This is a genomic window from Gordonia sp. OPL2, from assembly GCF_003797825.1.
Taxonomy (GTDB): Bacteria; Actinomycetota; Actinomycetes; order Mycobacteriales; family Mycobacteriaceae; genus Gordonia.
In genome coordinates, this window is record NZ_RKME01000006.1 from 125,766 (window position 1) to 151,813 (window position 26,048).

Below are 26,048 nucleotides of genomic sequence, written 5' to 3' on the forward strand. Positions count from 1 at the left end.
ACGACGGATCTGTGGATGACGTGCCCGGCGAGAGAACGGTGTGGATCACCGAAGCGCCGGGCCCGATTGGACCCGGCGGCGGTGATCGGGGAGAATGGGCCGCGGTGTGCCGGGAAGTCTGGTCGGCCCCCGCCCGCGGGCGGGGTCAGTGATCGCACGTGATCAAGCCATTCACGACGACCAGGAGTTCGCACATGTCGACCCCCGCCGCCCCCGATCCGACAACGACGTCCGCCGGCCATCAACCGTCCGCGAGGCAACGGTTTCGACGCTGGGTCTCCCTCGATGTCACCAGTGGTGCGCTGCTGCTCGTGGCCGCTGTAGCCGCCGTGGTGTGGGCGAACTCGCCGTGGCGTGAGGCCTACGAGTCCTTGATCTCCTTCGAGTTCGGCCCGGAATCGCTTCACCTGCATCTGTCGGTGGCGGAATGGGCGGCCGACGGCCTGCTCGCGATCTTCTTCTTCATCGTCGGTGTCGAACTCAAGCAGGAGTTCGTGGCGGGGAGTCTGCGCGATCTGAAACTCGCTGGTGTGCCGATCGTCGCCGCGATCGGCGGGATGATCGTGCCGGCACTGTGTTACGTCGCGGTCGTCGCGGTCTGGGATTCGGAGGCGTTGCGCGGCTGGGCCATTCCCACTGCCACCGACATCGCGTTCGCGTTGGCCGTATTGGCGATCTTCGGACGTGGTCTCCCGCTGGCACTTCGCACTTTTCTGCTGACGTTGGCCGTCGTCGACGATCTGCTCGGTATCACCGTGATCGCCACCTTCTACACGGAGACCATCGATTTCGTGATGTTCGGTGCGGCACTGCTGGTGATCGCGGTGTTCGGCGTGCTGGTGCGGCTCCGGCGACCGCGGCAGGCGTGGTTGATCCCCGTTGTACTGGTGCCCCTGGCGCTGGTGGCCTGGACGCTGATGCACGCGTCCGGAGTCCACGCCACGGTTGCCGGTGTCCTGCTGGGCTTCACGGTTCCCGCCATCGCCAGGTTCGGTGAGTCGAGTTCGCGGACACACCAATTCGACGTCGCGATCAGACCGACGTCGTCGGCCATCGCGTTGCCGGTGTTCGCGTTCCTGTCGGCCGGCGTGACCGTCGTCGGAGAATCCGGCATCGTGCAACCGGTCTCGATCGGCATCTTCCTCGGCCTCGTCGTCGGCAAGGTCGTCGGCGTGATGGCGGCGACGGCGGTCATGACCAGGTTCACGCCGCTGCGCCTGCCCGACTCGATCGGGGTCCGCGATCTCCTGCCGGTCGGCATGCTGACCGGCGTCGGGTTCACCGTCGCCCTGCTCATTGCCGAACTGTCCTTCGAGCACGGGTCCGACGACCACGCGTCGGCGGCCAAGGCGGCGATCCTGTTGGCCAGCGTCGTCGCCGCACTGGTCGCCGCGGCCCTGCTCCGCTGGGATGCCCGTCGGCAGCGGGACCCGGACATGAACCGCGACGGCGTGGTCGACAGCGACATCGCCGTCATCGAATAGCGCTGCTCGGCGAACGCGTCACGTGCGACTGGTGACGCGTTCCTTCTCGCCCGTCGGGTCGTAGTCCTCCCAGAACGTGGCGCCGGTGATGTCGAGTGCACGCGGATCGAACACGGGGTCCTTGCCTGCCTTCTGTTGCCGTTCGTAGTCGCGCAGCGCCTTGAACGCCGGTTGCTGCAGGATGATGATCCCGATGATGTTCAGCCAGGCCATCAGGCCGACACCGATGTCGCCGAGCGTCCACGCCTCGGTCGCCGTCGATACAGCGCCGAGCACGACCGACACCAGGATCAGCGCCTGCAGCGCCATCGTCAGATTCGAGCCGAGGGTGCTGCGGAGCGGGCGGATGTAGATCGTCGCCGACTTGCCCAGCAGGAACCGCAGATTGGTCTCGGCCATGTAGTAGTACGCGATGATCGTCGTCAGGCAGAAGAAGGCCAGCGACACCGCGACGAAGGTCGATCCGGCGCCACTCCACAGCGTGTCGAAGCCGGTCTGGACGAAGGTCGGACCGACGGCGACGTCGGCGGGCAGCACCCCACCCTCGGCGATGACGCGGCCGTCCTCCGTCTCTCCCTCGAACACCCGGTAGGCGCCGGTGGTCAGGATGAGGAAGCCGGTGGCCGAGCAGACGAACAGTGTGTCCACGTAGACGGCGAACGCCTGGACGAGACCCTGTTTGGCCGGATGGGACACCTCGGCGGCGGCCGCGGCATGCGGCCCGGTGCCCTGGCCCGCCTCATTGGAGTAGATGCCGCGTTTGACGCCCCACATGATCGCCGAGCCGACGATCGCGCCGAACGCCGCGTCCAGACCGAACGCGCTCGCGAAGATCGTGCGGATGACCCCGGGTACCTCACCGGCGTTCATCAGGACGATGACGAGGGCGAGCACGATGTAGACGACGGCCATGAACGGGACCACGATCGAGGCGAACGCGGCGATCCGCTTCACTCCGCCGATGATGACGAAGGCCAGGATGATGACGGTGCCGACGGCGACCACCCAGGTCGAGATCCCCCATGCCTCGCTCATCGCCAGCGCCATCGAGTTCGACTGCACGCTCGGCAGCAGCAGCCCACAGGCCAGGACGGTCACCGCGGCGAACACCAGACCGTAGACCTTGAAGGCGCCCGCGGCGCGCGTGTGCGCCAACGCCCGGCTCAGGTAGTACGCGGGACCGCCGCGGTACTCACCGGTGAGGCGATCCCGGGTCTTGTAGATCTGGCCCAGCGTGCATTCGACGAACGACGTCGACGCCCCGAGGAAGGCGACCGCCCACATCCAGAACATCGCGCCCGGGCCGCCGAACGCGATCGCGGTCGCGACGCCGGCGATGTTGCCGGTGCCGACCCGACCCGCGAGGGACATGGTCAGTGCCTGGAACGACGAGACACCCGACGGCGACTTCTCGCCCCGGAACATCAGTCGGATCATCTCGCCGACCTGCCGAACCTGGACGAATCGGGTGCGGATCGAGAAGTAGACACCGGCCGCGAGACACAGATAGACCAGAGCGTTGCTCCAGATGTAGCCGTTCACGGTGCTCAGGAAGTCGGACATGGCTGGCTCCTGGTGGATCGTGCGTGGACATCGTTCACGACATCGTGCATGGACGTTGCTTTACCGGAGCCTTACTTTTCCATGACCGGCGCGTGGCCGCAGGATTGTCGACGGACAGCACGGGAGAGGAGCATGGCATCGCCCTGACGAGCACGTATTGGCACTCGGAATGGTGGAGTGCCAATATCGGTTACACTCAGCAGCGATTCACTACTCTTCCGGAGGTTGTCGGTGCCCACTTACTCGTATGCATGCACGGCGTGTGACAACAAGTTCGACATCGTGCAGTCGTTCTCCGACGACGCGCTCACCGAATGCCCGCAGTGCACGGGCCGTCTGCGCAAGTTGTTCAACTCGGTCGGCATCGTCTTCAAGGGCAGCGGCTTCTACCGCAACGACTCGCGGTCGACGTCGTCGTCGAGTGAGAGTTCGTCCTCCTCGTCGTCGGACAGTTCCTCGTCGAGCAGCAGCAGCACGTCGTCGGAGAAGTCGTCGGGTACCTCGTCGTCGTCGGACAGCAAGCCCGCCGCACCCGCGGCTGCCGCGTCCTGACCCTTCGAGACGCTCGCAAGCTCGCTCCTCAGGGATCGGGTGCCGCGCCTCAGCCCAGCTGCTGAAAACCCCCATCCGGGGTGAGCGCCCAACCGACACGGACATCGTGCGGGGCGGCGGGGAGAGACTCGACCAGCTCGTCGTCGTAGATCACCGCGACCGTCTCCGCGGTCGATCCGGCCAGGGTGCGGTCGTAGTAGCCGGCACCGCGTCCCAGACGCGTACCCGACTTGTCGACGGCGTAGGCCGGCACGAAGATCACCGTGGCCGCGCGGATGGCGTCGCGGCCCAGGTGATCACCGGTCGGTTCGAGCAGTCCCCAACGTCCGCGCGCCAGCGAGTCCGAGCCGTCGTAACGCACCCAGTCCAGCGCCGTCGGTTCGCCCGCAGGTACCACCGGCACCAGCACGGTGACCCCGCGGTCGGCCAGCGCGTCCAGCAGAGCGACGGAGCCCGGCTCGGAGCCGAAGGGGACATACGCCGCGACCGTGACGTCGTATTCGAGGCGAAACGGTGCCGAGAGGATCCAGCCCGCGAGGTCGCTCGCGGCCCGCTGTCGCGCCGCGAACGGTCGCGAGACGCGACGCTCCTCGAACTCGGCCCGCAGCCGTCTCTTCATCGTCCGCACCCGTCCGTCCTCGCCTCGCCACCCGAAAGACTGAGATCTTCTCAACAGGATCTTCGCAGAAATCGCCATTAGGGTGTTCCCATGAGCACCAGTGACGCGAGCCAGACTACCGAGGCGTTCACCGAATACGAGTCCGTGCCCAACACCCCGCCGATCCCGCGTACCGCGGTGGTCCCGGCGGCGGGTCTGGGAACGCGATTCCTGCCGGCCACCAAGACAGTGCCGAAGGAACTGCTGCCCGTCGTCGACACCCCGGGCATCGAGCTCGTCGCCGAAGAGGCGAAGTCTGCAGGCGCAGAACGACTCCTGATCATCACCTCGCCTGGCAAGGACGGCGTCGTGGCGCATTTCGTCGAAGACCTGGTGCTCGAGAACACCCTCGCCAAACGCGGCAAGGCCTCGATGCTGGCGAAGGTCCGCAAGGCGCCGTCGCTGCTCGAGGTGGCCTCGGTGATCCAGGAGAAGCCACTCGGTCTCGGACATGCGGTCGGTTGCGTGGAGGACTACCTCGACGACGACGAGGATGCGGTCGCGGTACTGCTGCCCGACGACCTCGTTCTTCCCGGCGGTGTCCTCGAGGTGATGGCGCGCACCCGTCAGCGCCGCGGCGGCTCGGTGCTGTGCGCCATCGAGGTCCCCGGCGACCGCATCAGCGCCTACGGCGTCTTCGACGTCGAGGAACTACCGGACGCGAACAACCCGAACGTCAAGAAGCTGAAGGGGATGGTCGAGAAGCCGAAACCGGAGGACGCGCCGTCGAACCTCGCGGCTGCAGGACGATACATCTTGGATCGCAAGATCTTTGACGCACTCCGCCGAATCGAGCCCGGCGCCGGCGGGGAGTTGCAGCTGACCGATGCGATTGCCCTGCTCATCGACGAGGGCGAGCCCGTCCACGTCGTCGTGCACCGCGGCACGCGGCACGATCTGGGCAACCCCGGCGGATACCTGAAGGCCGCCGTCGACTTCGCCCTCGATCGTGACGACTACGGACCCGACTTGCGTGAGTGGCTCGAGAAGCGACTCGCCGACGGCTGAGTGCCCACCTCCATCGCCGATTCGACACATTTGATCGCAGCGACATCAGCGCGCCTCGGGCATCCGGCGACCTGCGGCGGCTACCGTCGAGCGGAAATCTGTCAGCCGACATGGGGCGAGAGGTGAGATGCGTTCGGTCGAAGATCATCTGACCCGGGTGACCGCCGCCGCGGTGGCCCCGCGACCCGTTCGGGTGGCGATCTCCGAAGCACAAGGCCTGATGTGCGCGGAGGAGGTCGTCACGGAGCGGCCGATGCCGGGCTTCGATCAAGCCGCGATCGACGGCTACGCGATCCGCGCGGTCGATGTCGACCTCGCGGGCACGATCGCGCCGGACGACGTGGAGGACTTCGACTCCGGAGGGGCCGACCTCGCCGAGCTCACCCCGGGCGAACCGATGATCGTGCAGCTCCCTGTCGTCGGGGAGGTCGAGCCCGGAGCCCGGACGCCCACCCGACTGCAGCCCCGCCAGGCGGTCCGCGTCGACACCGGTGCGCCGATGCCCACCCTCGCCGACGCCGTGGTGCCCGTCCGCTGGACCGACGGTGGCGAGAAAAAGGTCAAGGTCGGCCACGCCGTGGAGAGCGGGGAGTACGTCCGCCGGGTCGGCGACGACGTACAGCCCGGCGATGTCGCCGTGCGGGCCGGATCGATCATCGGACCGGCGCAGGTGGGTCTGCTCGCCGCCGTCGGACAAGCGCGGGTGATGGTGCACCCGCGACCTCGGCTGTCGGTGATCTCGATCGGCAGTGAGCTCGTCGACATCGACAGGTCACCGGGCCCCGGGCAGATCTACGACGTCAACAGTTACGCACTCGCCGCTGCCGCACGCGATGCCGGCGCCGACGTGAACCGGGTGGGCATCGCCGAGCGAGAGACCTCCCGGATGCGCGAGGTCGTCGAGGCCCAGCTCATCCGGTCCGAGATCGTCGTCATCTGCGGGGCCATCGGCGGGAAGGCGTCGAAGGCGGTCGCCGACGCGCTCAGCGACCTCGGGGAACTGGAGATCGTCCGGGTCGCCATGCACCCCGGCTCGGTCCAGGGCTTCGGCCGGCTCGGCCGAGACGAGGTCCCGACCTTTCTGCTCCCGGCCAACCCGGTCAGCGCGCTCGTCACCTTCGAGGTGATGGTGCGGCCGCTGATCCGGATCGCGCTGGGCAAACGCCAGCCGATGCGCCGTGTGATCACGGCACGCACCATCGGGCCGATCGCGTCCGTGCAAGGGCGAAAGGGGTATCTCCGCGGCCAATTGATGCGCGACGAGAGGTCGGGGGACTACCTGGTGCAGGTCATCGGCGCATCTCCGACGGGGAGTTCCCACCTCCTGGCCGAACTGGCCGAGGCGAACTGCCTGATCATCGTCGAACCCGATGTGGAGGAACTGGGCACCGGCGACGAGGTCGAGGTGGCATTCCTGGCGCAGCGGGGCTGACACCGAAATAAACTCGTCATCGTGTTGAGGTGGTTGACCGGGGCGCAGATCAATCCGGGCTGGCCCGCGACCCTGGGACCGCTGATCACCCAGGCCGGCGCGGTGACCTTGCGGCCGGTGAAGTTGCGTGACGCGAAATCGTGGAGCGAGTTGCGCATCGCGAACCAGAACACCCTGCTGCCCTGGGAACCCACGGGAATCGGCTCCTGGGCCGAGAGGCACCATCCGAGCGCCTGGCCGCCGCTCTTCTCGGTCCTGCGGTCCGAGGCCAAACGAGGGACCGTCCTGCCGTTCGTCATCGAACTCGACGGCACCTACGTCGGCCAGTTGACCGTCGGCAACATCCAGCGTGGCGCGGTCCGCAGCGCCTGGATCGGATACTGGGTCGACTCGCGACACGTCGGACAGGGAATCGCCACCGCCGCAGTCGCTCTCGGCGTGGATCATTGCTTCGGGCCGGTCGGTCTGCACCGGTTGGACGCGACCGTCCAGCCCGCCAACGTGGCGTCGCAGGCGGTGCTCACCAAGATCGGGTTCCGGCGCGAAGGGCTCCTCGAGCGGTACATGGACGTCAACAAACGCTGGCGCGACCACATTCTCTTCGCCCTGACCGCAGAGGAAGTGGTCGGCAGCGCCGCCGAGACGCTCGTGCGGGCTGGCCGGGCATCGTTCCACTGACGTCGTACCGAGGACGTATGGTCGCCTGCATGACACCGCTGGAGATCGTCGTCCGGGGACGTGCGAACCGAAAATACCGTCCCGAGAGGGCAATTCTTCACCTCACCGTGCACCTCGAGGGCGACACCAGGGAGACCGTTCACCGGGATTCGGTCGCCGTGCACGCCACACTCGTGGAGGACATCACCGGGCTGGCCGCCGCCGGCACCGTCACCACCTGGTCCAGCGATTCGGTCCGTGTCACCAGCCACCGCCCGTACGACCGGGACGGTGAGCAACGAGAAATGGTGTATGTCAGTCGTATCGGACTCGACGTCGAGTTCGGCGACTTCGACGCGCTCTCCGAGTGCACCGAGCGATGGGGTGCCCTCGACGGCGTCGACATCGGCGGCGTGCACTGGGATGTCACCGACGAAAATCGCCGGATCTACGAACGTGACCTCCGGCGAGCCGCCGTCGACGACGCGGTCGCCAAGGCCCAGGCCTACGCCGACGCCGTCGGACGAGGCGCCGTCGTCGCCACACAGCTGGCCGATCCGGGCATGCTGGCCGAGCCGAGTAACGCCTCGATGGCGGTGCGCGCCATGCCCCTTGGTGCTCCACCTCCCGGCGGCGGCCCTTCGCTCGAACTGCGCTCCGACGACATCGAGATCGGGATGTCGGTCGACGCTCGTTTCGTCGCCGAGTAGCAGCGCTCCCAGCGCCTGAGCCGAGTCGGCCCGCTCGCTGCGCTCCCGGCGCCTGAGCCGACCCTGTGAATCCCACCAATGTCACCGCGGCTCGGCGCGTCTGCACCGGCCGAGACCTGCTCGCCCCTAGATTGTGAGGTGGCCTCGTGTAACCAGAGTGAAAGAAGGGAGAGTCGCATGCCGAACTCAGTCTTGTGGGTCTGCCTTGTGGCCATATGGCTTTTCGTCCTGGTTCCGATGGTCATCAAAGGTCGCCCGCAGATGCGGAAGACGACCGACGCCGCCAAGGAGACCCGTCTCCTCCACCGCGGCGGAACCCGTGCCCGGCCGACCCGGCGTCGTGCATCCGGTGCACACCCACACGACCCGTCGTGGAAGTCCGACCGTGCCCGATCCACCCGCGCAGGCCGCACCGCCGTCCTCGACAAGGACGATGAGGGCGAGACCGACGAGGTGGAGACCGACAGGCCGACCACCACAGCGGATTCCGAGACCGACGAGACGTCGACGGTCCGGCACGCGACCGGTGAGACCGTGACCGCTCCGTCCGCCGACGACTCCGACGACGACTCCGTGGACGAGTCCACCGACACCCGCGGCGAGGATGACCTCGTCGCCACGAAGGCCGCAGATGCCCCGGCCGACGACAGCGCAGACGTTTCCGCGACCAGCGACGACGAGGTCGACGAGGAAGTGACCGTCGACGGAGAGTTCGTCGATCCGGAACACGACGACCTCGAGGACGAACTCGACGATGTCGAGGACGCCGAGATCGCCGAGGCCGACGACCTGGACGACAACACCGGTGCCGAGTCCGAGGACACGGCGGAAGTCGACTTCGATGACGAGTACGACGATGCCGATGCCGACGAGACCGACGAATACGACGACGGTGAGCGCGTCGACGACGAGTACGACGACGATCTTGAGGACGATCTCGAGGACGAGTACGACGACCTCGATGAGGATGTCGATGCGGTCGAGGACGAGTACGACGATGCGGTCGAGGCGGAGATCGACGACCCCGCCGTCGTCAGCAGGCCTGCACGGTCCACCCGTCGTCGGACCGCTTACTCACCCGACGCACGGGGCACCGAACTCCGCTACCGGGAACGCCAGCGCGTCCTGATCGCCCTCGTGATGCTGACGATTGCTGCGGCGGCGTCGGGGATCTTCCTGGGGATGATCGGCTGGGTCGTGACCGGCGTCATCGGGGTGATCATGGTGGCCTACCTCGCCTACCTGCGGCGCAGTGCTGCCACCGAAGCCCAGATCCGTGCGCAACGCGCTGCTCGGGCCCGGCGCGCCGAACGTGAACGGACCGAACGTCGTCGTCGTGCCGAAGCGGTTCCCGAGTTCGCCGCGACGCCCCCGCCGCCGCGTCTACGTCGTCCGGGCGGCGCCATCGTCCTCGAGATCGACGACGAGGACCCCGTGTTCGAGCACCTTCCGCCGTTCCAGCGCCGACGCATGATGCGCGAGGACGACGGATTGCGCCGCGTCGCAGGCTGATCCAGACGCCGAGGCAGCCGAGCTCGCAGGAGACGGAGCAGGCCGCCGGAGCCACCTCATCTGTCGGTTCTCACCTTCGCACCTACGAAGGTGAGAACCGACAGATGAGGTTTCTGTAGCGCCCGCTGACACGTGCGGTCAGGAAGTGTGAACTGCCTCTGGATGATCGGCGATCCACGCGCGGCCAAGACGCGCGGCCCGCGACAGCGCGAACCATTCGCCCACATACATGACCGGTGCGCCGACGATGGGAATGTACGCCAGCGTGCGGAGCGGGAGAGCAGGCTGTGGCCGGCGTTCGAACTCGTTCGACAGGCTGCGCAACGTCATCGCGGTCTCCCAGACCGTCCCGATCAGAGTGCGTTTGCGTGCGGAGTCCTCGATCGGCAACACCGCGTCGTCGGTGGCTCCCGCGGTGTCCGCCGACGTCTCGTCGCCGATGTCGCGGCCGCACAGCACCGATGCGAGCAGCCGCACCTGATGAGCCCTGTCGGTGACGCCGTACTCGCGCGCGACCGCCACGAGCACCATCGCCTGGTTGGCGAACCCGAGAACCGAGGCCAGAGGCAGCCGGCGAGTCCAGCCACCGAACAGGCCGGGGTAGGCGACAGCCACCGTGTTGACCGTCCCGATCCGGGAGACCCACCAATCCGCCCGACTGTTCATCGACCGCGACGACCAGCCCTTCGTCCCCGGCCAGTCCGTCAGGTTCAGTCCCTCGGCCACCAGGTGCAGTGCGTGCTGCAGTCTCGAATCATGGTGCGGATCGTCGTCGAAGGTGTGCTTCTTGAGCCCGAGCGGATCACGCTCCGAGAGCGTGTCGAGCACCGGGTTGATACCCGCGACTGCGCGGTCCAGCACTGCCGCGACCTGGGCATCGGACATCTTAGCCATGGTCTGAGGCTAGCGAACCCGCGGGCGCGACAGCGTCTGCGGTCCGCGGACGACAGGGCCCGAACGGCGGTTTGGAGGTACCGGCCGCCCAACTGCTACAGTGGCCAACGGCCGGTCACTCGTGACCGCCCGGGGCTATGGCGCAGTTGGTAGCGCGACTCGTTCGCATCGAGTAGGTCAGGGGTTCGATTCCCCTTAGCTCCACCATCGTGAGACCCCCTTCCATCTGTGACGGAGCAGGAGGAAGGGGGTTTCGTCGTCTTCCGGGACGTCGGTCCCTGCCTCTGGGCGTCACCGATCAGTGTGGGACCGGAATCCTGCATCGCCGGCCTGTGGCACGGCCGGCGGCACACAACCGTGTTTCCCCAAGAAACCCCTGTCGTCTGCTCAGCCGACACGACTGTGACCTGCGCTTCTTTTTGATGAAACGGCTGAATCGTACGCATGCGGCGTCCACCATCTATGGACGATGTTCTCTCTTCGCAGTCACGGCACGTGAGTTTCGATTACGGTCGCGAATGTTCGGCGACCGACAGACGGGTATGGACCGACAGGCGGCAAGGGAGGTGGCGATGACCGACGGTGACCGCGTCGACGACGACGCCCCCATGCCTGCGGTGACGCCGATCGGGGCTCCCGGCGACGTGTCCGAGATCGAACGTCAGCGTCGCCTCGTCGAGCGGATGCGGGCGATCTTCGACTCTCTCGAACGTGCGGTGATCGTCGTCGGCCGCGACGGTGCCGTCGAACTGGTGAATCCCTCGGCCATCGCGCTGCTCGATCTCGCCGACGACGCGGTCGCCGGACTGCGACTCACCGACCTCGCCCTCGACTTCTCCTCTCCGGAGGAGTCGCCCATCGAGGTCTGCCTGCGGACGGGTGTGGCCACCGACGACCACATGGCGACCATCGTCGCGCCGGCGGGTCGGCGCTGGATCTCCTGCAGCTGCCGTGCGATCGGTGATGGCGACGACCGCGCCGTGGTCGTGTCGATGGACGACATCACCGACCGTCATCGCGAGACGTCGCGCCTCGAGTGGGAGGCCAATCAGTACGAGTGGGAGGCGTATCACGATCAGCTGACCGGTCTGCTGAGTCGTGCGGGCATCATCCGGGCCATCGAGACCTACTCCGACCGTCTGGAGGCCCCCGAGGACTGCGTCGTCGTGCACTATCTGGACCTCGACGACTTCAAGCTCGTCAACGACGCACTCGGACACATGATCGGCGACGAGATCCTGACCGAGATCGGCAACCGCCTTCGCGAGGCCATGGGGGAGGACTCGGCGATCGGCAGGCTCGGCGGGGACGAATACGTGATCGTCCAACTCGTTCACAAGGACCATGCGACCCGCGTGGACGACCTCGTGTCCCACATTCACGAGACAGTCGGTGTCCCCATCGAACTGGCCACCCACAGCGAACGGATCAGCGTCAGCGTCGGGGTGGCCGTCGCACGCTTCGGCGACGTCCGGCCGACGCCCACCGATCTCCTCCGTGACGCCGACATCGCGCTGTATCAGGCGAAGACGATCTCGCGCGGCCGTCCCTACGTGCGGTTCCGGCCGCAGCATCGCCTGGATCTGCAACGCCGACAGCGGATCGAACGGGAGCTCCGGGAGACGATCGACTCCGATCCGGCACAGGTCTACTTCGACTACCAGCCGATCGTCGACGTCAAACGCGGCCATCAGCCGGTCGCCCTCGAGGCCCTGATGCGGTGGCGCCACCCCGAACTGGGGCTCATCTCGCCCAGCGAGTTCCTCGCCGTCGCCGACCGCAGCGACCTCATCGAACTCCTCGGTGCCCACGTGCTCGATCAGGCGGTGCGCGAGTTCATCCGGCACGACGGCACCGCCGAACTCACCCTGTGCCTGAACTTCTCCCGGCGCGAACTCGCCGACCGACACTTCATGGCGCGGCTGGAGATGACCCTCGCCGAGACCGGTCTCGCACCCGGGCGACTGTGTATCGAGATCACCGAACGCGTCCTCGCGGCCGGGGACCACGACGGTGTCGTGGCCACCCTGGCCGCGGTCCGGGCGCTCGGATGTCAGGTCGCGATCGACGACTTCGGAACGGGCGCTTCGACGTTGAGCGAGTTCTATCGGCTGCCGATCAGCATCATCAAGACGGACAAGTCCTTCGTCGACGCCCTCGACGACGGGGATCGCGCGGAGATCATGCTCTCCGGCATCGTCGCGACGGCGCACGCGACCGGTGTGCAGGTCGTCGCCGAGGGTGTGGAGACCTCCCGGCAGGCCGCGGCCATCGAACGGGTCGGATGCGACTTCGCGCAAGGCTACTTCTACGCATTTCCCCAGCGGCTGGCCAACATCCACTGAGCCGCGCGGCCGGGCCCCGTCGCGGGACCCGGCGTCGTCAGCACGTGATCCGTCGTGAGGACCCGGCGTCAGGAAGCCTGACCCAGTACGCGGTGGGCAAAGCCGCCGAGGTGATCGCGCAGCACCGCGATCCGTGACTGGCGGACCGCCTCGGGGTCGTCGCCGGCGAAGATCGCCGATGGGCGCACCCGGACGTTCGCCGAGCATTCGAATCCCGAGCAGATCAGCGTCCCGACGGTGTTGCCCTTGCGTCCTGCGGCACCGGCGACCTTCGCGCTGTAGAAGGCGACCTCGTTGGGCAACTGGACGTCCTGGCAGAACGAGCACTGGGGACGGGTCCGTGGCTGACGTCCGCCGAGACGCAGCATGATGCCGACGAGCCGGTCATCGGTGGGGATGACCATGTAGCCGGCCAGCGGAAGCTTCGGATCGCGCCAGCCGAGGAAATCGATGTCCTCCCAACGGATTCGGTCGAATCCGGAGGGGAGGGTCGCGGACTTCCGTTCGCGGACCGTCGCGTTGACGAAAGACGTGCGGATCTGTGATTCGGTGAGGGACTGCATGAGAGGTGACCTAACGGGTCGTCGTGGGCAGGGTACGTCTCGACCGACGCGGCCGCCTGCGGCGGGACACGCGTCTGTCGGGGCGGGAACCTCAGTTGTCGGCGTGCACGACGCCGACAACCTCCCCACGCCCTGCGGGCGACGACTCGACAAAGCTCACGGTAGGCATGCTCCCGTGCGGGCAGAAGCATGTCAACGTGGTTTCGCTGTCGCCCGCGACCGTGTCGTGAGACGTCCTCGTGCCGCCGACATGACGCTGGTCACCATGATTTGGCCGCCCACCCCGGCCTCGCGTACCGTAGAGACAATTGATGCACCACATGCTGGGCGTCAACGCGTCGTAGAACGCTTCTTCGACAGGCCAGTCCATTCAGCGCCTGATCATCGACTTCATACGGCGAACGAATGCGCGACAGACGCGCCTTCGCCACCGAGACCGTGTCAGAGCCCTGTGCTGTTGCGCGCGTCCACAACAGAGAGAACGGACCTTGTCCACCACATTCGCTTCCCTCGGCGTGCCCGCCGAACTCGTGAAAGTCCTTGCTGCCGAAGGCAAGACCGAACCTTTTCCCATTCAGACCGAAACCCTGGGCGACACCCTCGCCGGCAATGACGTGATCGGTTCCGGCAAGACCGGTTCCGGCAAGACGCTGGCATTCGCCCTCCCCCTCGTCGCCGGGCTGGCCGAGATGGGTGTCACCCGACGCCCGGGCCTGCCGACGGGGCTCATCCTCGCGCCGACGCGGGAACTCGCCACTCAGATCGCGGCCGTCGTCACGCCGCTGGCCCGCGCCATGGATCTCACCGTGACCACCGTGTTCGGTGGCGTGAAGCAGAGCCGCCAGGAAGAGGCCTTCCGTCGAGGCGTCGACATCGTCGTCGCGTGCCCCGGGCGCCTGGAGGACCTGATCCGTCAGGGCATCGTCAAGCTCGGCAACGTCGAGATCACCGTGCTCGACGAGGCCGACCACATGGCCGACCTCGGCTTCCTGCCCGGCGTGACCCGCATCCTCGCGGCCACCCCTGCCGACGGACAGCGGATGCTGTTCACCGCCACGCTCGACAACGGGGTCGACAAGGTCGCCAAGCGCTTCCTCGACAAGCCGACCGTGCACTCCACCGAGGAGACCTCTGCCCCGGTGCAGATGACCCACCACGTGTTCGAGGTGTCCCCGGGTGACAAGAACGCACTCGTCCAGGAACTCGCGTCGGGGCAGGGGCGTCGCATCCTGTTCACCCGCACCAAGCATCAGGCCAAGAAGCTGGCCAAGAAGCTCACCGATACCGGGATCCCGGCCGTCGACCTGCACGGCAACCTGAGCCAGGCGCAGCGTGACCGGAACCTGAAGGCGTTCGGCGGCGAGGGCGTGCGCGTGCTCGTCGCCACCGACGTCGCGGCCCGCGGCGTCCACGTCGACGGCGTCGAACTCGTCGTGCACGTCGATCCGCCGGCCGAGCACAAGGCCTATCTGCATCGCTCGGGTCGCACCGCGCGTGCCGGCAGCAGCGGTGACGTCGTCACCGTCTGTCTGCCCGACCAGCGCCGCGACCTGTCCGGTCTGCTGCGCAAGGCCAACATCAATGTGGCGCCGACCCGCGTCGACGCGTCCTCGGCCGAGGTCGACACCCTGGTCGGTCCCCGCGCCGAGTTCGTCGCCCCCCAGCCCAAGCCCGTCGCGGCTCCTGCCCGCTCCGGGTCGTCCAAGCCGCGTCGCGACGGCCGTCCGGGCGCACGCACCGGTGGGCAGCGCGGCCAGTCCGGCACGGCGCGCGGTGAGTCGTCGGGGCGCCGTCACAGCGGCGGTCGTGCCGCGTCGGCCGGGCGTTCCGGCGCCGCACAGTCCCACGCCGGCGATTCGGCCTCACGCGGCCGGCGCCCGTCGGGTCAGCAGCGCCGTCGCGGTCAGGGCGCGCAGCGCTCGGGTCACGGCGCCGCCGCCGCGACACGCTGACCTCCGAGTCCGTCGGCTCCTAGGCCACGCCGAGCGCGCGCAGTCCCGCTGCGGCGCCGGCGGCCAGGACGACGACCACGACCAGCGGCGCCTTGAACAGCGCCGCGACTACACCGACCGCCACCCCGGCCGGTCGCGCCCAGCCGACGAAATCGGGGCCGTCGTACAGTGCGCCGGTGGCGGCGACACCGACCAGCAGCACGATGGCCGCCCGGTCCATCAGCGCCGCCGCCTGCGGGCCGACCTCGTAACGACTACGCAACGCCGGTCCGGCGAATCGGATCAGATAGGTGCCCACGGCGAGGATCGCCACGCCCATTAGCAGTCCGGTGCCGGTCATCGGGCCTCCTCCAACACGGGTTCGTCGGCGCGGCGGTTCGCTTCGTCGGCATCGCGATCGACCCCGCCGGCCCGTCGACGACGGATCACCTCGACGACGACGAGCCCCAGCAGCGCCATCAGGATCGGGAGACCGGCCGGCAGGAACGGGGACGCGGCAACCGCGATGCCCCCGCCGACGACTGCCGCGGTCAGGGTCGTGCGGTCGCGCAGTGCCGGAATCGCCAGCGCGGCGAGAAGCGCGGGGAATGCTGCGTCCAGTCCGAGGGCGGCCGGACTGGCCACCACTTCGCCGATCGCCGCTCCGAGCATCGACCCGAGCGGCCAACTGATCAGCACACCGAGTCCGCACAGGAAGAACGCCGCACGCGCCCGACGCGGATCGCGCTCGGCCGCCGCCATCACCGCGGTCTCGTCGTTGATGAAATGTGCACCGATCGCGCGCGGCAGACCCCGCCCGAGGTGCCGTCCGACCGACAGGCCATATCCGAAGTTGCGGGTGTTCACCAGCAGGCCCGCCAGCGCCGCCACGATCGGTGCCCCGCCCGCGGCGATGATGCCGACGAACACGAACTCCGACGAACCGGCGAGCACCACGGTGGCAATGACCAGAATCTGCCACCACTGGAGCCCTGCGGTGTGCGCGGCGACCCCGTACGACGCGCCGATGACCAGCACCGACACACTCATCACCAGGACGGCGCGAACCGTGGTGACGTCGAGTGTTCTCCAGATGGAACGCATGACCACTATGATGAACACTATGGACAACGTTCGTCAAGATGGACGATCGTCCGGCGAATCGAACGAACCGTCCGGTGGCGCCGCGTCGATCAATCCGAAGCAGGTCGTCGCGGCCGCCCTCAAGCGTGAGCGAACCCGGGCGGGGCTCTCGATCGGTGAACTCGCACGACGGGCCGGCGTCGGCAAATCGACTCTCTCGCAACTGGAGTCAGGTGAGGGGAATCCCAGCGTCGAAACGCTGTGGGCGTTGTCGACTGCGCTCGGCGTGCAGTTCTCCGCATTCCTGGATGCGCCCGTCCAGCCCGTCGAGGTGATCCGGTTCGGTGACGGACCGGTGATCCCGGCCGCCGCTGCCGACTACTCGGCGACCCTGCTGTCGACCGCACGACCGGGAACGCGTCGAGACATGTTCCTGATCCGCGCGGAACCCGGTGAGCCGCGGATATCCGCACCTCATGCTCGTGGGGTCGTCGAGTTGGTGGTCCTCAGCGCGGGACGGGCAAAAATCGGGCCGACGGGTGCCGAGGTCGAGCTCGCCCCCGGTGACTATGTCTCGTATGCCGGCGATGTGGAACATGTCTTCGCGGCACTGGAACCGGGCACGGTGGCCGTGATGATCAGCGAGTCGACCTGACTCAGGCCGGGACGAATCGGCGGCTGAGCGAGGTGGCGAGCCAGGGGCGTGGCCCCCAGGCGAACGCCCGGCCGGTCAACATCGCCCAGGTCGGCGACATACGGCCGTACGAGGCGAACAACGCGACGGCAGGATCGGCGCTGATGTGGACATCGGCGGCGCGTGGCTGATCGGGGTCGATCTCGAGGTGGCCGTCGGTGAACTCATAGACGAATCGCTCCGAGCAGCCCCGGAGCCGGATGTCGTACGTTGCCGTGTGATGTTCGCAGCTGGCGTCGTCGACCCACGCCGGCAGGATCTGGTGGCGACCGCGGGCGATGAGCGCGGCGACTTCGGGGTCGACCTCCCAGGGTGCTCCGATGACGTGGGCGATGTCGTGACCGTGGACGACGAACTCACCGATGAGGATGCCGAGAGCGGCGTCCGAGCGGATGCGGGTGTCCCCGTCGAAATCCATCATCGGGACGCAGGCGCCGAAATGGCAGACCGTGTCCAGCAGGGTGTCGAGGTCGTCGAGGAGCCGATCGGTGAGCAGCGTGACGTCACGGGTCGCGAGGTTGGCGATCTGCTTGGCGTTGAGGTCGGGTACATCGGTCGCGCAGGCGGCCCACGTGCCCTTCCCGCGCGCGAGATCCAGATAGCGGGAGGGTGCGCAGGCGACGTGGCCCACGCAGTCGGCGACCGTCCATCCGGGCGTGTGCCGTAACCGGGTCTCCGGTTCGTCGACACCGCGCACGAGTTCGACGAACGCGGCACCGGCGGATCGTGCGGCGTCGACGTAGTCGAACCGAGAGAACATCGTCCTCACCCGTGGTCACCCCCCCCCAGAATGGCGAGGGCCTCAGGATAACCCCGCTTACGGTGCCGGTGGGGGTGATCGTGACTGAACTGTTTCCTGATGCACTGCTCTGTATTCGATTGTGATCAGGGACATTTCCCGTATCGGCGGATGTGCGACAGTGGGTCGGTCGTCCCAGCCGGTGACGGTCGAGGGCGGCACTCACGCGTTCTTGGCCGCGGCAACGGCGGCGCGCACCGCGTCGGCGCACTCCCGTCCTGCCGGTTCGGGGCCGAGACCGACGTAGAAGCTGCCGGGTCTGCCCGCGTCGCCGGGCAGACCGGTGATCGTGAAACCGGGCTCGTCGGGACCGACGCCGCCGACTGCAGGTCCGTCGCTGATCGAGGCGACCGCGAGCGGTGCCGACAACACGCTCACCCCACGCTCGGCGCCGGAGATCACCACGATCACATGCGTCGGGTGCACGATGACCGCGGTCTGATGCTCCGAATCCCTGTCGGTCGGATTGGCGCGACGCCGAAACAGCTTGCCCACCATCGTGTTCGACGGCGGATTCACGCTGCGCGTGCACCATGCCGGCAGTGCTTCGGTGAACGTGAGCTGGTGGGCGAGGCCGTAGGCGTCCAGCGACGCCCGCATGTCGGTCGGCAGGTCGTCCAGGTCGGTGGCGACGGTGGAGCGCTCGTAGAGGGGTGCCATGGCGTCAATCTACGGCGCCACGCGGCCTCCGCACACCTCTCGTCCTGCACACCATCCTGGGGTGACACCCACGGTGGTGTTCGAGATCCACGGTGCCGACTCGCTGCGCTCAGCCGACTCGCGCGGCTCAGCCCAGCCGGTCGAGCAGCCGTCGTCGTCGGGTCGTGCGTCGCACGGGGAGCAGACCGCTCTCGAAGTCGGTCAGCAGCGACGCGACGGTCTCGGCGGAATCGGTCTTGTTGGTGCCGATGAAGCCCGACGGTCCGCGCTTGATCCAGCCGGTGACGTACAAGCCCGGGATCGCCGTCTCGTCGTCGAGGACGCGTCCAGCGTCGTGCGGGATCACGCCGCGGGTGTCGTCGAACGGTAGTCCGGGCACCGCGACTCCGCGGTAACCGATCGAGGTGAGTACGAGCGAGGAGTCGATGGTCTCGGTGACACCGGTGGGCTCCATGGCTCCGGATTCCCCGACCCGGGTGTGGTCGACGACGACGCCGACAGCCCGGCCGGTCTCGTCGACTCGGATCGATGCGGGGGAGCGGTGGAAGGCCAGTCGGATACGCCGGCCGGCGGCCGTGGGACGCGCTGCGACCTCAGCGAGGAGATCGAGCTTGGCCCGGGTGGTCGGGTCGTCGATGACCATGCCGGCGGCCGACTCGAGGTCGGCGGGATCGACCACGACGTTCGCCCCGTGGTCGACGAGGCCGACCAGTTCGGGGAGCGTGAAGGCCGCGTGCACGGGGCCGCGGCGACCCAGCACGACGACCTCGTCGATGCGGGAGCGCCGCAACTCCGCCAGTGCGTGCCGAGAGATCGTGGTGGTGGCGAGTGCATCCGGATCGGAGGTGAGAATCCGGGCGACATCGAGGGCCACGTTGCCGTTGCCGATGACCACGGCCCGTTCGGTGCCGAGGTCGACCGGCAGGCGGTCGTGGTCGGGGTGATCGTTGTACCAGCCGACGAACGCCGTCGCGCTGAGAACCCCTGGCGCGGTGGCGTTGTCGACGGTCAGACGACGGTCGGTCGGTGCTCCACCCGCCCAGATCACGGCCTGATGCCGATCCCGGAGCTCGTCGAGTGTGACGTCTCGGCCGATGCGGACACCCAGCCGGATGTCGCAGCGGGGATGACCGGCGATGTCGTCGAACAGGCGCATCACCGAGCGGGTGGCGAGGTGATCGGGTGCCACTCCGTAGCGCGCGAGCCCGAACGGACGCCGCAGGCGCTCGTAGATCGTGACCGTGACCTGCGGGTGGCGGAGTAGCTCGTCGGCGGCGTACATGGCCGACGGCCCGGACCCGACGATGCCGACCGAGAGGGTTTCGGTCACCGCGAGCCGTCGGGGATTGTCGATGGGCGCCAACGGGAGTCGGTGGGCCGGGTCGACCGGGAAGCGTGCGGCACCGGTCGCGGTGACATCGAAGTGTGCGGCGTTGATGTCGGCGAACCGCGACTGCTGCTCGTCGAGACGGTGGCCGGGCACGATCGCGCCGACCGGGCACGCGCTGACACACGCGCCACAGTCGACGCAGGTCGACGGGTCGATGTAGAGCATCTCCGATGTGCCGAACCCGGGCTCTTCCGGTGTGGGATGGATGCAGTTGACCGGGCACGCGTAGACGCACGAGGCGTCGCCGCAGCACGCCTGCGTGACTACGTGGGGCATGTTCTTCGATCCGATGTGACGAGGAGCGACCGACCGTGGGGGACGGCGTCGATCAGGCTGCGGTGTAGGTCGGTTCGCTGCGGAACCGCGACGGGCGGCCGCCGATGCCGAGGATCTTCCACAGCATGCGTGACACGGGATTCATCAGGCCGCACTGGTCACCCAGCATGCGGACATCACCGAAGACGTTGCGCAGGAACTTCTTCGATTCGTCGGAGCGCCAGAAGATGTCGCGCATCACCTCGTCCGGGACGTCGAAACGCTTCTGGAAGCTCTTCGGCGGCACGACGATCGCGCCGCACAGGATGCGCATGGTGAGAGGGAACATGAGCGAGAGCAGGAAGCGCTGGAAGCGACCCTTGCGCGGGACGGTCTCCCGCAGGAGGTGATGCGCGAACGAGATGTGGCGGGCCTCCTCGGCCACGTGGAGCTGCATGACCGCCGCCATCGTCGGGTGCAGGCTCGCGCGGGTCCGGAGGAAGTCCTTCTGGATGTGGTCGATGGGTTCCTCGCCGCCGAGGACCCCGAAGAAGAAGATGGTGGGGAACAGGGTCGACGCGAGCGGGACGAACGGCGAGATCAGGCGGTAACCCACCTTCGCGCCGGGCACGTCCATGCCGGTGCGGTTGACGAACTCCTGGAACATCAGGGTGTGGTTGCACTCCTCTTTCGATTCGTGCGTGGTGTACCGGAATTCCTTGGCGCCGTTGGGCAGCTTGAAGCTGTACTGCATCAGGCCGCGGATGAGGATCGACTCGAACTGCAGGCCGACCTTGGCCACGTTCGCCTGCCGCCACATCCCGATCTCGATCTGCTTGGCCTCGGGCAGCTGCTGGTACCACGGGTGACGCCCGATCGGGTCGACCTCGTAGGACAGGATCCAGCGGGTGTCGTCGTCGGTGATCGCCATGTGCGGCGCGTCCCAGTCGATGTCGACGTAGGGGTCGAAGTTGCGATGCACCGATGCGGCGGACAGGTCGTCGAGGACCTGGGTGTAGTCGTCATCGGTCGTGGACTTCGCGTGCTCGGGAACGTAGGTGTGTCCGGTGCGCTCGAGGGCGTTCGTCATGATCGGCTGACCTTCTCGTCGGCGGCGGTGTGGGCGGTACCGGGCGGTCTGCCGGCGATGATCCGACGACGCTCCGGTGACACTCTGGTGATGTCACGAACGTAAGTCGGCGGCCGTTCATTTGTCAACACTCAATGTCACAATCCACGATGGCACTGCGTGCCGGGCCCTGACTCCGACGCGTACGTCAGGATGGTCGGCATGGAGAAAATCCTCCTCGTGATCCTCGCCGTCCTCGGTGTCGCGGCGGCCCATGTGCTGGGCCCGCGTATCCGTATCGCACCGCCGTTGTTGCTGGTGGTGGCCGGTGCGCTGATCGGCATCCTGCCGTTCGTGCCGGACATCGACATCGACCCCGAGTGGATTCTGATCGGGGTGCTGCCACCGCTGCTCTACTCGGCGGCGGTGTCGATGCCGACGATGGACTTCCGGCGCGACTTCACGGCCATCAGTGCGCTGTCGGTGGTGCTCGTGCTGGTCAGTGCGGTCGTGCTGGGTGTGTTCTTCCACTGGGTACTGCCCGACATCAGCCTGGCGACGGGCATCGCCCTCGGTGCGATCGTGTCGCCGACGGACGCGGTGGCGACGTCGATCGCCAAGCGACTCGGGGTGCCGGGCCGGGTCATCGCCGTCCTGGAGGGCGAGAGCCTGCTGAATGACGCGACCGCACTGGTGTTGTTGCGGGCCGCCGTCGCCGCAACCGCCGCGGGGATCTCGTTCGGGGTGGTCGCGCTGAGCTTCGTGTGGGCGGTCGTGGGGGCCGTCCTCCTCGGCGCGGTGATCGGCTGGTGCAACCTGTGGGTGCGCAGGCGCCTGCCCGACGCGACGGTCAACACCGCGATCTCCTTCACCGTGCCTTACCTGGCCTACCTGCCCGCGGAGGAACTGGGCGCGTCGGGTCTCGTTGCCGCGGTGACCGCGGGTCTGATCACCGGTGCCGGCGCGGTGAAGTACCTCTCGCCGCAGCATCGGCTGTCCGATACGCAGAACTGGCGCACCGTCGAGTTCCTGCTCGAGGGCGGTGTCTTCCTGCTGATGGGGCTGGAACTGTCAGCGCTCATCGAGGCGGTGCGCAACGAACACGGGGGCGTGACCACCGCCGTCTGGATCGGACTGGCCGCACTGGGGATCACGATGCTCGTCCGCGCGATCTACGTGACACCGCTGATCTGGTGGCTGGACCGGATCGCGCGGCGGGGGACAGCGATGCGGCCGTATCTGGAGAACATGGACGCGAAGATCGCGGAGAAGGTGCAGAAGGTGCCCGACCCGTCGCCGGGCGCCGCGGATCGTCGGCCTCCACGCCGCCTTCGGTTACGGCCGGGACGCAAGCGCGGCGAGCCGGGTGGTGAGCCGCACATCTCCACCGAGGCGTTCGCGGCGAACCCGGCGGCGGCGCAGCGCATTCAGGGTCGGGTGACCCGGGCCATCGCCGACATCGACTATTACACCGCCGCCCCGATGGGACCCAAAGAGGGAACGATCATCGTGTGGGCCGGCATGCGTGGCGTCGTCACGCTGGCCGCCGCCCAGACACTGCCCGACGACACCCCGTCGCGTGCCCTGCTGGTGCTCATCGCATTTGTCGTGGCGGCCGCGTCGCTGATCCTGCAGGGCGGCACTCTCGGCTGGTTGATCCGGTCGCTGCGGCTGACCGATGTGACCGACGACCGTGCCGCCGAACATGATCGGCTGCGCGCGGAGCTGAGTCGAACGGCACAGGAGGTGCTCGCCGGCTCCGATCTGGCGGCTCGCTATCCCTGGGTGCGTGAACGGATCGAACGCATGGAGGAACAGGCCGAGGAGGACGGCAGCGCCACCGGCATCAACCTGGCCTATCGGGCCGCCTTCGAGGAAGTGCGTCGCGCGACCATCACGGCTCAGCGAGAAACGCTGCTCCGGATGCGCGACAACGGCACGTACCACTCCACGCTGCTCACGCAGGAACTCGCTCAACTCGACGCCGAGGAGATCAGCCTCGACCTCCGGATCGACGACTGATCGCCGACGAGACCTGACCTCAGCGACGAGAGTCGTACGGCAGCAGCGCCATCTCGCGGGCGTTGCGGATCGCCGTGGCGACCTGGCGCTGTTGCTGCGGCGTCAGACCGGTGACCCGGCGACTGCGGATGCGGCCCTTGTCCGAGAGGAACTGGCGCAGCAGGGCCACGTCCTTGTAGTCGACGGGGCTCGTGTTGCTCACGCGAACACCGGATGCCGACAACAGGTTTCGAGCCTTCTTGGCCGGTTCCGGTGAACGGTGGCGGGTGGATCTGCGGGTCATCGGAGGCTCCTCACCAACTCGACTTGTGGATGCCGGGCAGCTCGCCACGGTGGGCCAGATCGCGGAACCGCACCCGCGACAACCCGGCCTTGCCGACGTATCCGCGCGGGCGTCCGTCGACGGCGTCTCGGTTGCGCAGGCGCGTCGGACTCGAATCCCTCGGTAGCCGCTGCAATCGGCGTTGTGCGTCGGCGCGTTGCTCCGGCGTCGACGCCGGAGCGGCGATGATCCGTTTGAGTTCGGCGCGGACCTCGGCATACCGGGCGACGACCGCCCGGCGCTGCTCGTTGCGGGCGATCTTCGATTTCTTGGCCATCAGCGGTCCTCTCGGAAATCGACGTGGCGGCGGGCGATCGGGTCATATTTGCGCAGGACCATCCGGTCGGGATCGTTGCGCCGGTTCTTGCGGGTGACATAGGTATAGCCTGTGCCGGCTGTCGACCGTAGTTTGACGATCGGCCGGATCTCGTTGCGCGCCATCAGACATTCTCCCCGCGGGCGCGGATCGTCTTCAGCACCGATTCGATGCCGTGCTTGTCGATCGTCGCGATGCCCTTGGTGCTCACGCGCAGTGTGACGTATCGACCCTCGCCGGGCACGTAGTACCGACGGCGCTGGATGTTCGGGTTCCAGCGGCGTGAGGTCCGCCGGTGGGAGTGCGACACCCGTTTGCCGAATCCGGGCTCGCGCCCGGTGACCTGGCACCGTCTGGACATCGTGGATCCTCCTCGATCTGTGGTGGTTATTGGAAACGATTGGCGTTAACGCGAGGGCCACGGTACCGTCGATCCCCAGTAAATGGAAATTGTTGCCAATAACTGGGAAGGTGGACCGTGACGGACCAACGAGCGGCGAATCCATCGTCCGGCACTGTGGGACAGGACGATCGGACGCCGATCATTTTCGTGACGGGCCTCGAACTCGCGGCGGTCACCCGGGCAGCGGACGCACTCGGGGCCGTCGAGGGCTCGGGCACGATGCAGATCCACCACGATCTGACGCACGTCGCGGATGGCCGCGTCACGCGCCGGATGAGCTGGCTCGATGGTGACGGGAGCCGGCGCGAGCGGGTCGTCGGCATCGAACTCGCGCACGGATGTGTCTCGTGCACGTTGCGTGAGGATCTGCTCCCGCTGCTGCGTCGACTGCATCGGCAGTCGGCGGTACGGCGCATCGTGCTGACGCTCGACCCCATCCTCGAACCGGAGCAGATCAGCTGGGCCATCGAGCACGTCCTGGTGGCGGACATGCCCGGCTTCGTGGACGGACCCGCGGGGCGTGACGTCCGCATCGAGGCGACCATCGCATGTGTGGCGGAACAGGAGTGGCTCGAGGCCGCGACCGGGGACATGACCCTTGCGGAGGCAGGCTTCGAGCAGGTCGACGACGACCGCACGCTGGCTCAGGTGGCCGTCGGACAGGTCTCCTTCGCCGACGCGCTCGTCGTCGCCGGCTGCGACCCGGCCATGCGCGATGCGTGGGAGTCCGCGCGCCTGACCGCCGTCCTCAAACGGCTTGCGCCACAGGCGCCGATCATGATGGAACTCCCGCAACGACAGGTCGGGCCGATACTCCTCGAGCGCCTGCTCGCCGCTGTCGGGCCGACCGCCCGCCGTGGACGCATCGACGGCCCGCACGATCCGCTGCTGTCCGACCAGCCTCCGCTGCAGCCGGATTGCGGTGTGAGCTGGGTGGAGTTCCACGCCGACGTGCCGCTCCATCCGGGCCGACTGCACGACGCGATCGACGTACTGCTGGACGGAGTCGTGTGCTCACGTGGCCGACTCTGGCTGGCGACCCAGCCCGACGAGGCCCTGTGGCTGGAATCGGCCGGGGGTGGTCTACGTGTCGCACCGGGTGGCCGCTGGCTCGCCGCGATGGACGAGACCGAGCTCGCACGAGTCGACCCCGAACGGCGCGCGATGGGGGCGTTGCGATGGGACGAGAGCGCGGGGGACCGCCACACCTCGTTGGTTGTCCTCGCCCATCGTTCCGACGCCGACGACATCCGGGACGCCCTGCGCGCCGTGTGCCTGAACGACGTCGAAGTCGCTGCCGGTCAAGAGTTCTGGTCCACCTTCGACGATCCGTTCGGGCAGTTCCACAGCGATCCCTGCGAGGATCTCGAGACCCCGGCCGAAGTGGGCGTCGAGGCGCTGCCACTCGGGGACATCACCGGCGGCATCACCGACCATCGAACCGACAATCGAGAGGGACGAGCATGAAGCGTGACATCCACCCCGACTACCACCCCGTGGTGATCCGCGACGCATCGACCGGTACCGAGTTCCTGACGCGATCGACGGCGACATCCTCCGACGTCGTCGACTGGTCCGACGGGAAGCGCTATCCGCGCATCACCGTTGATGTGACCAGCGAATCGCATCCGTTCTACACCGGGGTCGCACGCATCAGTGACGTCGCCGGGCGGGTCGAGAAATTCCGCAGGCGCTACCCGAATCTGAACCGCTGACGGTGGGTGGG

The 26,048-nt window shown here is 67.6% G+C and carries 27 protein-coding genes and 1 tRNA gene; 14 read left to right on the top strand and 14 right to left on the bottom strand.

Going from position 1 to position 26,048, the window contains the following annotated elements; translation table 11 throughout:
- Positions 1–194: 194 nt before the first annotated feature.
- On the top strand, positions 195–1,484 hold the full coding sequence (nhaA, locus tag EEB19_RS08640; protein WP_187585151.1) for a Na+/H+ antiporter NhaA: 1,290 nt from the start codon (positions 195–197) through the stop codon (positions 1,482–1,484).
- Positions 1,485–1,502: 18 nt separating this feature from the next.
- Here the strand turns inward: nhaA and EEB19_RS08645 are convergent, their stop codons facing one another.
- The gene (locus EEB19_RS08645) at positions 1,503–3,047 is read right to left on the bottom strand and encodes a sodium:alanine symporter family protein (protein WP_187585153.1); all 1,545 of its coding nucleotides are present in this window, start codon (positions 3,045–3,047) and stop codon (positions 1,503–1,505) included.
- Positions 3,048–3,278: 231 nt separating this feature from the next.
- On the opposite strand from EEB19_RS08645, the gene EEB19_RS08650 reads away from it, so the two are divergent.
- Positions 3,279–3,599 carry an FmdB family zinc ribbon protein gene (locus EEB19_RS08650; protein ID WP_187585155.1) on the top strand — a complete coding sequence of 107 codons (321 nt, stop codon included), beginning with the start codon at positions 3,279–3,281 and terminating at the stop codon, positions 3,597–3,599.
- Positions 3,600–3,648: 49 nt separating this feature from the next.
- On the opposite strand, the gene EEB19_RS08655 is transcribed toward EEB19_RS08650, so the two are convergent.
- Positions 3,649–4,227 carry a 5-formyltetrahydrofolate cyclo-ligase gene (locus EEB19_RS08655; protein ID WP_187585157.1) on the bottom strand — a complete coding sequence of 193 codons (579 nt, stop codon included), beginning with the start codon at positions 4,225–4,227 and terminating at the stop codon, positions 3,649–3,651.
- An 81-nt stretch (positions 4,228–4,308) separates the two neighbouring features.
- On the opposite strand from EEB19_RS08655, the gene EEB19_RS08660 reads away from it, so the two are divergent.
- The 5 genes from EEB19_RS08660 (at position 4,309) to glpR (ending at position 9,576) form a co-directional block, all read left to right on the top strand.
- Positions 4,309–5,265, top strand: a complete 957-nt coding sequence (locus EEB19_RS08660; protein ID WP_187585159.1) for a UTP--glucose-1-phosphate uridylyltransferase — start codon at positions 4,309–4,311, stop codon at positions 5,263–5,265.
- Between the two features lie 127 nt (positions 5,266–5,392).
- On the top strand, positions 5,393–6,697 hold the full coding sequence (gene glp, locus EEB19_RS08665; RefSeq protein WP_187585161.1) for a gephyrin-like molybdotransferase Glp: 1,305 nt from the start codon (positions 5,393–5,395) through the stop codon (positions 6,695–6,697).
- A gap of 21 nt (positions 6,698–6,718) precedes the next feature.
- Complete coding sequence (locus EEB19_RS08670) at positions 6,719–7,375, top strand: GNAT family N-acetyltransferase (protein WP_187585163.1); 657 nt, start codon at positions 6,719–6,721, stop codon at positions 7,373–7,375.
- Positions 7,376–7,404: 29 nt separating this feature from the next.
- Positions 7,405–8,064, top strand: coding sequence for an SIMPL domain-containing protein (locus EEB19_RS08675; RefSeq protein WP_187585165.1), 660 nt, complete (start codon positions 7,405–7,407; stop codon positions 8,062–8,064).
- Between the two features lie 177 nt (positions 8,065–8,241).
- Positions 8,242–9,576 carry a gephyrin-like molybdotransferase receptor GlpR gene (gene glpR / locus EEB19_RS08680; protein WP_187585167.1) on the top strand — a complete coding sequence of 445 codons (1,335 nt, stop codon included), beginning with the start codon at positions 8,242–8,244 and terminating at the stop codon, positions 9,574–9,576.
- A gap of 138 nt (positions 9,577–9,714) precedes the next feature.
- Here the strand turns inward: glpR and EEB19_RS08685 are convergent, their stop codons facing one another.
- A complete protein-coding gene (locus tag EEB19_RS08685; protein ID WP_187585169.1) occupies positions 9,715–10,470 on the bottom strand; it encodes a hypothetical protein in 756 nt (251 codons plus the stop codon).
- A 131-nt stretch (positions 10,471–10,601) separates the two neighbouring features.
- Here EEB19_RS08685 and EEB19_RS08690 point away from each other — a divergent pair.
- Together EEB19_RS08690 and EEB19_RS08695 are read left to right on the top strand one after the other, a co-directional pair.
- Positions 10,602–10,677, top strand: a tRNA-Ala gene (locus EEB19_RS08690).
- A gap of 365 nt (positions 10,678–11,042) precedes the next feature.
- A complete protein-coding gene (locus EEB19_RS08695) occupies positions 11,043–12,815 on the top strand; it encodes a bifunctional diguanylate cyclase/phosphodiesterase (RefSeq protein WP_187585171.1) in 1,773 nt (590 codons plus the stop codon).
- A gap of 68 nt (positions 12,816–12,883) precedes the next feature.
- Here the strand turns inward: EEB19_RS08695 and EEB19_RS08700 are convergent, their stop codons facing one another.
- Complete coding sequence (locus EEB19_RS08700) at positions 12,884–13,378, bottom strand: FBP domain-containing protein (RefSeq protein ID WP_187585173.1); 495 nt, start codon at positions 13,376–13,378, stop codon at positions 12,884–12,886.
- Positions 13,379–13,866: 488 nt separating this feature from the next.
- Here EEB19_RS08700 and EEB19_RS08705 point away from each other — a divergent pair, with 488 nt between their 5' ends.
- Positions 13,867–15,330 carry a DEAD/DEAH box helicase gene (locus EEB19_RS08705; RefSeq protein WP_187585175.1) on the top strand — a complete coding sequence of 488 codons (1,464 nt, stop codon included), beginning with the start codon at positions 13,867–13,869 and terminating at the stop codon, positions 15,328–15,330.
- Between the two features lie 19 nt (positions 15,331–15,349).
- Here the strand turns inward: EEB19_RS08705 and EEB19_RS08710 are convergent, their stop codons facing one another.
- Both EEB19_RS08710 and EEB19_RS08715 read right to left on the bottom strand, forming a co-directional pair.
- Positions 15,350–15,670 carry an AzlD domain-containing protein gene (locus EEB19_RS08710; RefSeq protein WP_187585177.1) on the bottom strand — a complete coding sequence of 107 codons (321 nt, stop codon included), beginning with the start codon at positions 15,668–15,670 and terminating at the stop codon, positions 15,350–15,352.
- Complete coding sequence (locus EEB19_RS08715) at positions 15,667–16,413, bottom strand: AzlC family ABC transporter permease (protein WP_187585179.1); 747 nt, start codon at positions 16,411–16,413, stop codon at positions 15,667–15,669. The genes EEB19_RS08710 and EEB19_RS08715 overlap by 4 nt, the downstream gene beginning before the upstream one ends.
- 19 nt (positions 16,414–16,432) lie before the next feature.
- Between EEB19_RS08715 and EEB19_RS08720 the strand changes: the two genes are divergently transcribed.
- Positions 16,433–17,047 (top strand): helix-turn-helix domain-containing protein, encoded by a 615-nt coding sequence (locus EEB19_RS08720; protein WP_187585181.1) that lies wholly within the window; start codon positions 16,433–16,435, stop codon positions 17,045–17,047.
- Position 17,048: 1 nt separating this feature from the next.
- Here EEB19_RS08720 and EEB19_RS08725 read toward each other — a convergent pair whose 3' ends face one another.
- The 4 genes from EEB19_RS08725 to EEB19_RS08740 form a co-directional block, all read right to left on the bottom strand.
- Positions 17,049–17,846 (bottom strand): maleylpyruvate isomerase N-terminal domain-containing protein, encoded by a 798-nt coding sequence (locus EEB19_RS08725; RefSeq protein WP_187585183.1) that lies wholly within the window; start codon positions 17,844–17,846, stop codon positions 17,049–17,051.
- A gap of 201 nt (positions 17,847–18,047) precedes the next feature.
- Entirely contained in the window at positions 18,048–18,545 is a 498-nt protein-coding gene (locus EEB19_RS08730) for a hypothetical protein (protein WP_187585185.1), read from the bottom strand.
- Positions 18,546–18,672: 127 nt separating this feature from the next.
- Complete coding sequence (locus EEB19_RS08735; RefSeq protein WP_187585186.1) at positions 18,673–20,211, bottom strand: 4Fe-4S binding protein; 1,539 nt, start codon at positions 20,209–20,211, stop codon at positions 18,673–18,675.
- 52 nt (positions 20,212–20,263) lie between these two features.
- On the bottom strand, positions 20,264–21,280 hold the full coding sequence (locus EEB19_RS08740; protein ID WP_187585188.1) for a diiron oxygenase: 1,017 nt from the start codon (positions 21,278–21,280) through the stop codon (positions 20,264–20,266).
- Positions 21,281–21,481: 201 nt separating this feature from the next.
- On the opposite strand from EEB19_RS08740, the gene EEB19_RS08745 reads away from it, so the two are divergent.
- Entirely contained in the window at positions 21,482–23,281 is a 1,800-nt protein-coding gene (locus EEB19_RS08745; RefSeq protein ID WP_187585190.1) for a sodium:proton antiporter, read from the top strand.
- 19 nt (positions 23,282–23,300) lie between these two features.
- On the opposite strand, the gene rpsR is transcribed toward EEB19_RS08745, so the two are convergent.
- From rpsR to rpmB, 4 genes are read right to left on the bottom strand one after another with little or no spacing between them, the layout of a single operon-like run.
- The gene (rpsR, locus tag EEB19_RS08750) at positions 23,301–23,564 is read right to left on the bottom strand and encodes a 30S ribosomal protein S18 (RefSeq protein ID WP_187585192.1); all 264 of its coding nucleotides are present in this window, start codon (positions 23,562–23,564) and stop codon (positions 23,301–23,303) included.
- A gap of 10 nt (positions 23,565–23,574) precedes the next feature.
- On the bottom strand, positions 23,575–23,880 hold the full coding sequence (gene rpsN, locus EEB19_RS08755; RefSeq protein WP_187585194.1) for a 30S ribosomal protein S14: 306 nt from the start codon (positions 23,878–23,880) through the stop codon (positions 23,575–23,577).
- A complete protein-coding gene (gene rpmG / locus EEB19_RS08760; protein WP_124707939.1) occupies positions 23,880–24,044 on the bottom strand; it encodes a 50S ribosomal protein L33 in 165 nt (54 codons plus the stop codon). The genes rpsN and rpmG overlap by 1 nt, the downstream gene beginning before the upstream one ends.
- Positions 24,044–24,280 (bottom strand): 50S ribosomal protein L28, encoded by a 237-nt coding sequence (gene rpmB / locus EEB19_RS08765; RefSeq protein WP_187585196.1) that lies wholly within the window; start codon positions 24,278–24,280, stop codon positions 24,044–24,046. The genes rpmG and rpmB overlap by 1 nt, the downstream gene beginning before the upstream one ends.
- A gap of 117 nt (positions 24,281–24,397) precedes the next feature.
- Between rpmB and EEB19_RS08770 the strand changes: the two genes are divergently transcribed.
- Both EEB19_RS08770 and EEB19_RS08775 read left to right on the top strand, forming a co-directional pair.
- On the top strand, positions 24,398–25,789 hold the full coding sequence (locus EEB19_RS08770) for a GTP-binding protein (protein WP_262365526.1): 1,392 nt from the start codon (positions 24,398–24,400) through the stop codon (positions 25,787–25,789).
- A complete protein-coding gene (locus tag EEB19_RS08775) occupies positions 25,786–26,037 on the top strand; it encodes a type B 50S ribosomal protein L31 (protein ID WP_187585198.1) in 252 nt (83 codons plus the stop codon). Before EEB19_RS08770 ends, EEB19_RS08775 begins: the two co-directional genes overlap by 4 nt.
- Positions 26,038–26,048: the final 11 nt, after the last annotated feature.

What these genes read in the sequence shown, in the direction of transcription:
- EEB19_RS08660 (WP_187585159.1), top strand. Translation starts at nt 4,309, where the DNA reads ATGAGCACCAGTGACGCGAGCCAGACTACCGAGGCGTTCACCGAATAC.
- rpmB (WP_187585196.1), bottom strand. Translation starts at nt 24,280, where the DNA reads ATGTCCAGACGGTGCCAGGTCACCGGGCGCGAGCCCGGATTCGGCAAA.
- glpR (WP_187585167.1), top strand. Translation starts at nt 8,242, where the DNA reads ATGCCGAACTCAGTCTTGTGGGTCTGCCTTGTGGCCATATGGCTTTTC.
- EEB19_RS08720 (WP_187585181.1), top strand. Translation starts at nt 16,433, where the DNA reads ATGGACAACGTTCGTCAAGATGGACGATCGTCCGGCGAATCGAACGAA.
- EEB19_RS08675 (WP_187585165.1), top strand. Translation starts at nt 7,405, where the DNA reads ATGACACCGCTGGAGATCGTCGTCCGGGGACGTGCGAACCGAAAATAC.
- EEB19_RS08730 (WP_187585185.1), bottom strand. Translation starts at nt 18,545, where the DNA reads ATGGCACCCCTCTACGAGCGCTCCACCGTCGCCACCGACCTGGACGAC.
- EEB19_RS08740 (WP_187585188.1), bottom strand. Translation starts at nt 21,280, where the DNA reads ATGACGAACGCCCTCGAGCGCACCGGACACACCTACGTTCCCGAGCAC.
- rpmG (WP_124707939.1), bottom strand. Translation starts at nt 24,044, where the DNA reads ATGGCGCGCAACGAGATCCGGCCGATCGTCAAACTACGGTCGACAGCC.
- EEB19_RS08700 (WP_187585173.1), bottom strand. Translation starts at nt 13,378, where the DNA reads ATGCAGTCCCTCACCGAATCACAGATCCGCACGTCTTTCGTCAACGCG.
- EEB19_RS08735 (WP_187585186.1), bottom strand. Translation starts at nt 20,211, where the DNA reads ATGCCCCACGTAGTCACGCAGGCGTGCTGCGGCGACGCCTCGTGCGTC.
- rpsR (WP_187585192.1), bottom strand. Translation starts at nt 23,564, where the DNA reads ATGACCCGCAGATCCACCCGCCACCGTTCACCGGAACCGGCCAAGAAG.
- EEB19_RS08725 (WP_187585183.1), bottom strand. Translation starts at nt 17,846, where the DNA reads ATGTTCTCTCGGTTCGACTACGTCGACGCCGCACGATCCGCCGGTGCC.
- glp (WP_187585161.1), top strand. Translation starts at nt 5,393, where the DNA reads ATGCGTTCGGTCGAAGATCATCTGACCCGGGTGACCGCCGCCGCGGTG.
- EEB19_RS08645 (WP_187585153.1), bottom strand. Translation starts at nt 3,047, where the DNA reads ATGTCCGACTTCCTGAGCACCGTGAACGGCTACATCTGGAGCAACGCT.
- rpsN (WP_187585194.1), bottom strand. Translation starts at nt 23,880, where the DNA reads ATGGCCAAGAAATCGAAGATCGCCCGCAACGAGCAGCGCCGGGCGGTC.
- EEB19_RS08775 (WP_187585198.1), top strand. Translation starts at nt 25,786, where the DNA reads ATGAAGCGTGACATCCACCCCGACTACCACCCCGTGGTGATCCGCGAC.
- EEB19_RS08685 (WP_187585169.1), bottom strand. Translation starts at nt 10,470, where the DNA reads ATGGCTAAGATGTCCGATGCCCAGGTCGCGGCAGTGCTGGACCGCGCA.
- EEB19_RS08715 (WP_187585179.1), bottom strand. Translation starts at nt 16,413, where the DNA reads ATGCGTTCCATCTGGAGAACACTCGACGTCACCACGGTTCGCGCCGTC.
- nhaA (WP_187585151.1), top strand. Translation starts at nt 195, where the DNA reads ATGTCGACCCCCGCCGCCCCCGATCCGACAACGACGTCCGCCGGCCAT.
- EEB19_RS08745 (WP_187585190.1), top strand. Translation starts at nt 21,482, where the DNA reads ATGGAGAAAATCCTCCTCGTGATCCTCGCCGTCCTCGGTGTCGCGGCG.
- EEB19_RS08710 (WP_187585177.1), bottom strand. Translation starts at nt 15,670, where the DNA reads ATGACCGGCACCGGACTGCTAATGGGCGTGGCGATCCTCGCCGTGGGC.
- EEB19_RS08695 (WP_187585171.1), top strand. Translation starts at nt 11,043, where the DNA reads ATGACCGACGGTGACCGCGTCGACGACGACGCCCCCATGCCTGCGGTG.